This window comes from Streptomyces tamarix, from assembly GCF_032423885.1.
Taxonomy (GTDB): domain Bacteria; phylum Actinomycetota; class Actinomycetes; order Streptomycetales; family Streptomycetaceae; genus Streptomyces; species Streptomyces tamarix.
This window is the reverse complement of record NZ_JAWCTQ010000086.1, coordinates 1-5,320: the sequence shown is the minus strand read 5'-3', so window position 1 is coordinate 5,320 and position 5,320 is coordinate 1. Positions and strand designations below refer to the sequence as shown.

Sequence of the window (5,320 nt, the reverse complement as noted above, 5' to 3'; positions counted from 1 at the left end):
ACGCCCTCAACCACGGAGGGGTCGGCGTCCGCTCCCTCCAGGAACACGCCGAACGCCTGATCGCGGCCCGCGACTAGCAGCCCACGAGGGGGACACCGTCACCACGGTGTCCCCCTCCTCATGAGGACACCCACCGAGATGTACGAACTCTTCTTCCGCCTCGTCTTCAAGCGGATGGACCCGGAGCGCGCCCACCACCTGGCCGTCCGCTGGATCCGGCTCCTGGCCGCCGTCCCCGTGCTGCGCACCTTCGCCGCCGCCGTCCTGGCACCCCGCCACAGGGAGCTGCGCACCGAGGCCCTCGGCCTGCGCATGCACGGCCCCTTCGGCCTCGCCGCGGGCTTCGACAAGAACGCCGTCGCGATCGACGGCATGGCGATGCTCGGCTTCGACCACGTCGAGATCGGCACGGTCACCGGCGAGCCGCAGCCCGGCAACCCCAAGAAGCGCCTCTTCCGCCTCGTGCCGGACCGCGCCCTGATCAACCGCATGGGCTTCAACAACGAGGGCTCCGCCGCCGTCGCGCGCCGGCTGCGCGCACGCGTGCCGGTCTTCAAGACGGTCGTCGGCGTCAACATCGGCAAGACCAAGGCCGTCCCCGAGGCCGAGGCCGTCGCGGACTACGTGAAGTCCACCGAGCGCCTGGCCCGCCACGCCGACTACCTCGTCGTCAACGTCTCCTCGCCCAACACGCCCGGTCTGCGCGACCTCCAGGCCACGGAGGCGCTCCGCCCGCTGCTCACCGCCGTCCGGGAGGCCGCCGACCGCGCGGTCGCCGGCCGCCGCGTCCCGCTCCTGGTGAAGATCGCCCCCGACCTGGCCGACGAGGACGTCGACGCCGTCGCCGACCTCGCCGTGGAACTGGGCCTGGACGGGATCATCGCCACCAACACGACCATCGCCCGCGACGGCCTCGGTCTCGTGTCCGACCCGGCGCTCGTCGCGGAGACCGGCGGCCTGTCCGGCGCCCCGCTCAAGGAGCGGTCCCTGGAGGTCCTGCGCCGCCTCTACGCGCGCGTGGGCGACCGGCTCGTCCTCGTCGGCGTCGGCGGCATCGAGAACGCCGAGGACGCCTGGCAGCGCATCCTCGCCGGCGCCACCCTCGTCCAGGGCTACAGCGCCTTCATCTACGAGGGCCCCTTCTACGCCCGCGCCGTCCACAAGGGCCTCGCGGCCCGGCTCAAGGCATCCCCGTACGCCACCCTCGCCGACGCCGTCGGCGCGGACACCCGAAAGGCCGCCCAGTGACCCCCGTACCCTTCGGCGCCCGCCTCCGCGAGGCGATGGACGCGCGCGGCCCGCTCTGCGTCGGCATCGACCCGCACGCCTCCCTGCTCTCCGCCTGGGGCCTCGCGGACGACGTCGGCGGCCTGGAGACCTTCACCCGCACCGTCGTGGACGCGCTGGCCGGCACCGTCGCCGTCTTCAAGCCGCAGAGCGCCTTCTTCGAGCGGTTCGGCTCACGCGGCGTCGCGGTCCTGGAGAGGGCCGTCGCCGATCTGCGGGACGCCGGCGCCCTCGTCGTCATGGACGCCAAGCGCGGCGACATCGGCTCCACCATGGCCGCGTACGCCGAGACGTTCCTGCGGAAGGACGCGCCCCTGTTCTCGGACGCGCTGACCGTCTCCCCGTACCTGGGCTACGGCTCGCTGAAGCCGGCCGTCGACCTCGCGCGCGAGAGCGGCGCCGGCCTGTTCGTCCTCGCCCTGACCTCCAACCCGGAGGGCGCCGAGGTCCAGCGGGCCGTGCGCGCGGACGGGCGGACCGTCGGGGCGACCGTGCTGGCGCACCTCGCCGAGGAGAACGCGGGGGAGACCCCCATGGGCTCCTTCGGCGCGGTGGTCGGTGCCACCCTCGGCGACCTGTCCTCCTTCGACCTCGACGTCAACGGCCCCCTCCTGGCGCCGGGCATCGGCGCGCAGGGCGCCACCCCGGCCGACCTCCCGGCGGTCTTCGGCGCCGCCGTGCGCAACGTCGTCCCGAACGTCAGCCGCGGCGTCCTGCGGCACGGCCCGGACGCGGCGGCCCTGCGGGGCGCGGCGGAGCGGTACGCGGACGAGGTACGGGCCGCCGTCGGCGGCTGAGCCCGCGGTGACTGTGACGTACCTCACGGGCGCCCGCCCCGTCGGCGGGCGCCCGGCCCCGCTCCGGCGTGTCGTCCGCGGAACGGCCCGTGACGGTTGTTGACGGAATCGGGCCCCAAACGAGGGCGTTATGTCTTGTTTGTCTGGCAGGATCGATGCTGACCAGGACTTTTCCGCTGTTCTCGCTGACTCTGGCGGCCTCGGCCGCTAGTCTCCGACGAGAGTCAGCGTTCGCAGCGGTCACTGCGTTGCTCGTTGCTCCCTTGGTGTGGGCCGACTAGGTTCCTCACCGGTCCGTATCCGACAGTTCGACATCCGAGGTGACGTAGGCGTGGCTCTTCCGCCCCTTACCCCTGAACAGCGCGCAGCCGCGCTCGAAAAGGCCGCCGCGGCTCGCCGGGAGCGGGCCGAGGTCAAGAATCGACTCAAGCACTCCGGCGCCTCGCTCCACGAGGTCATCAAGCAGGGCCAGGAGAACGACGTCATCGGCAAGATGAAGGTCTCCGCCCTCCTGGAGTCCCTGCCGGGCGTGGGCAAGGTCCGCGCCAAGCAGATCATGGAGCGGCTGGGCATCTCCGAGAGCCGCCGCGTCCGCGGACTCGGCTCCAACCAGATCGCCTCCCTGGAGCGCGAGTTCGGCGGCTCCAAGGCCTGACGGCCGATACCTGGCGTCCAGGGCACTCCCGGAAGCTGGAATAATCGCCCCATGGCTGCAACATCCCGGGGGACGACCCCCGAGCCCCCGGACGTACGTCCGCGGCTGACCGTGCTCTCCGGCCCCTCCGGGGTCGGCAAGAGCACGGTCGTCGCCCATATGCGCAAGGTCCACCCGGAGGTCTGGCTCTCGGTGTCGGCCACGACCCGCAAGCCGCGCCCCGGCGAGCAGGACGGCGTGCAGTACTACTTCGTCACGGACGACGAGTTCGACAAGCTCATCGCCAACGGCGAGCTGCTGGAGTGGGCCGAGTTCGCCGGCAACCGCTACGGCACGCCGCGCCGGGCCGTCCAGGACCGGCTGGAGGCCGGCGAGCCCGTCCTCCTGGAGATCGACCTCCAGGGCGCCCGCCTGGTCCGCGAGTCCATGCCCGACGCCCAGCTGGTCTTCCTCGCCCCGCCGAGCTGGGACGAGCTGGTCCGCCGCCTCACCGGGCGCGGCACCGAGTCGCCCGAGGTCATCGAGCGGCGCCTGGCGGCGGCCAAGGTGGAGCTCGCGGCCGAGTCCGAGTTCGACGCCACCCTGGTCAACACCTCCGTCGAGGACGTGGCGCGTGAGCTGCTAGCCTTGATGGACGTTGTCTGATTCTCTTTGTCCACTTTTTCGGAAGGTAGAGCGTGTCCTCTTCCATCACCGCGCCCGAGGGCATCATCAACCCGCCGATCGACGAGCTGCTCGAGGCCACGGACTCGAAGTACAGCCTCGTGATCTACGCGGCCAAGCGCGCGCGGCAGATCAACGCGTACTACTCGCAGCTCGGTGAGGGCCTGCTCGAGTACGTCGGTCCGCTGGTGGACACCCACGTCCACGAGAAGCCCCTCTCGATCGCCCTGCGGGAGATCAACGCGGGCCTGCTGACCTCCGAGGCCGTCGAGGGCCCGGCGCAGTAAGCGCTCCCCGTCATCACCAGGCCCGGCGGGCGTCCGCCGGGCCTGCGGTGTGTCCTGGAAGCCGCGGGGCCCGGTGAGCGTCCGGCCCGGAAGGCGCGCGGTCCCGGAATCCGGGACGCCGTACCAACCCTCAGAGCGGGAGGCGCAGTGCCCGAGTCCAAGCCCAAGGTCGTCCTCGGAGTCAGCGGCGGCATCGCCGCCTACAAGGCGTGCGAACTGCTGCGTCGGCTGACCGAGTCGGGCCATGACGTACGGGTCGTCCCGACCGCGTCGGCCCTCCACTTCGTCGGCGCCGCGACCTGGTCCGCGCTCTCCGGCAACCCGGTCTCCGACCAGGTCTGGGACGACGTCCACGAGGTCCCGCACGTCCGCATCGGACAGACCGCCGACCTCGTCGTCGTCGCCCCCTGCACCGCCGACATGCTCGCCAAGGCCGCCCACGGCCTCGCCGACGACCTCCTCACCAACACGCTGCTCACCGCCCGCTGCCCGGTCGTCTTCGCCCCCGCCATGCACACCGAGATGTGGGAGCACCCGGCCACCCAGGAGAACGTCGCCACGCTGCGCCGCCGCGGCGCCGTGGTCATCGAGCCCGCCGTCGGCCGCCTCACCGGCGTCGACACGGGCAAGGGCCGGCTCCCCGATCCCGCCGAGATCTTCGAGGTCTGCCGCCGGGTCCTCGCCCGCGGCGCCGCCGCGCCCGACCTCGCGGGCCGCCACGTCGTGGTCAGCGCCGGCGGCACCCGCGAGCCGCTCGACCCCGTCCGCTACCTGGGGAACCGCTCCTCCGGCAAGCAGGGCTACGCCCTCGCCCGCACCGCCGCCGCGCGCGGCGCCCGCGTCACGCTCGTCGAGGCCAACACCGGCATGCCCGACCCGGCCGGGGTCGACGTCGTCCACGTCGGCACGGCCGTCCAGCTGCGCGAAGCCGTCCTGAAGGCCGCCGCCGACGCCGACGCCGTCGTCATGGCCGCGGCCGTGGCGGACTTCCGCCCCGCCGCGTACGCCGAAGGCAAGATCAAGAAGCGGGAGGGGGAGGAGCCCGCGCCCGTCGTCCTCGTCCGCAACCCGGACGTCCTCGCGGAGCTCTCCGCCGACCGCGCCCGCCCCGGCCAGGTCGTCGTCGGCTTCGCCGCCGAGACCGACGACGTCCTCGCGAACGGCCGCGACAAGCTCCGCCGCAAGGGCTGCGACCTGCTCGTCGTCAACGAGGTGGGGGAGCGCAAGACCTTCGGCTCCGAAGAGAACGAGGCCGTCGTCCTCGGCTCCGACGGCACCGAGACCCCCGTCCCGTACGGCCCGAAGGAGGCCCTCGCGGACACCGTGTGGGACCTGGTGGTGCCGCGTCTGCCATGAGGGTGAATCCCGTGATTCCCCTCACAGTCGGCCCACCCCCGCAAGCCGGGCAACTCCCCCCGTACAAAAAGGTGATCTTGCCGTCGGTGGTGGGGCCGATGTGGCCAATCAGCCTCCCGCTGTGCGAGACGCCTGGCCCCACGCCCGAGAGTGCCCGATAAACTGTTCGCGGAACGACGCGGGGCGCAGCCCCCTGCCGGTCCACCAACGATCAGCCAGCAGCCGCTGCAAACCCAGGGAGCGTTGTGTCCCGTCGTCTCTTCACCTCGGAGTCC

The 5,320-nt window shown here is 72.4% G+C and carries 6 protein-coding genes; all 6 read left to right on the top strand.

Features of this window, described 5'->3' with window-relative positions; genetic code table 11:
• Positions 1–138: 138 nt before the first annotated feature.
• The 6 genes from RND61_RS32225 (at position 139) to coaBC (ending at position 5,045) form a co-directional block, all read left to right on the top strand.
• Positions 139–1,248, top strand: a complete 1,110-nt coding sequence (locus RND61_RS32225; RefSeq protein WP_315881720.1) for a quinone-dependent dihydroorotate dehydrogenase — start codon at positions 139–141, stop codon at positions 1,246–1,248.
• Positions 1,245–2,084, top strand: coding sequence for an orotidine-5'-phosphate decarboxylase (gene pyrF, locus RND61_RS32220; protein ID WP_315881719.1), 840 nt, complete (start codon positions 1,245–1,247; stop codon positions 2,082–2,084). The genes RND61_RS32225 and pyrF overlap by 4 nt, the downstream gene beginning before the upstream one ends.
• Positions 2,085–2,415: 331 nt before the next feature.
• Positions 2,416–2,739: an integration host factor gene (locus RND61_RS32215; protein ID WP_010470436.1), complete on the top strand. Its 324-nt coding sequence runs from the start codon at positions 2,416–2,418 to the stop codon at positions 2,737–2,739.
• Positions 2,740–2,790: 51 nt separating this feature from the next.
• Positions 2,791–3,384, top strand: a complete 594-nt coding sequence (gmk, locus tag RND61_RS32210) for a guanylate kinase (RefSeq protein ID WP_315881718.1) — start codon at positions 2,791–2,793, stop codon at positions 3,382–3,384.
• A 32-nt stretch (positions 3,385–3,416) separates the two neighbouring features.
• Positions 3,417–3,689 (top strand): DNA-directed RNA polymerase subunit omega, encoded by a 273-nt coding sequence (gene rpoZ / locus RND61_RS32205; protein WP_003982715.1) that lies wholly within the window; start codon positions 3,417–3,419, stop codon positions 3,687–3,689.
• A 147-nt stretch (positions 3,690–3,836) separates the two neighbouring features.
• Positions 3,837–5,045 (top strand): bifunctional phosphopantothenoylcysteine decarboxylase/phosphopantothenate--cysteine ligase CoaBC, encoded by a 1,209-nt coding sequence (gene coaBC, locus RND61_RS32200; RefSeq protein WP_315881717.1) that lies wholly within the window; start codon positions 3,837–3,839, stop codon positions 5,043–5,045.
• Positions 5,046–5,320: the final 275 nt, after the last annotated feature.

What these genes read in the sequence shown, in the direction of transcription:
- RND61_RS32225 (WP_315881720.1), top strand. Translation starts at nt 139, where the DNA reads ATGTACGAACTCTTCTTCCGCCTCGTCTTCAAGCGGATGGACCCGGAG.
- gmk (WP_315881718.1), top strand. Translation starts at nt 2,791, where the DNA reads ATGGCTGCAACATCCCGGGGGACGACCCCCGAGCCCCCGGACGTACGT.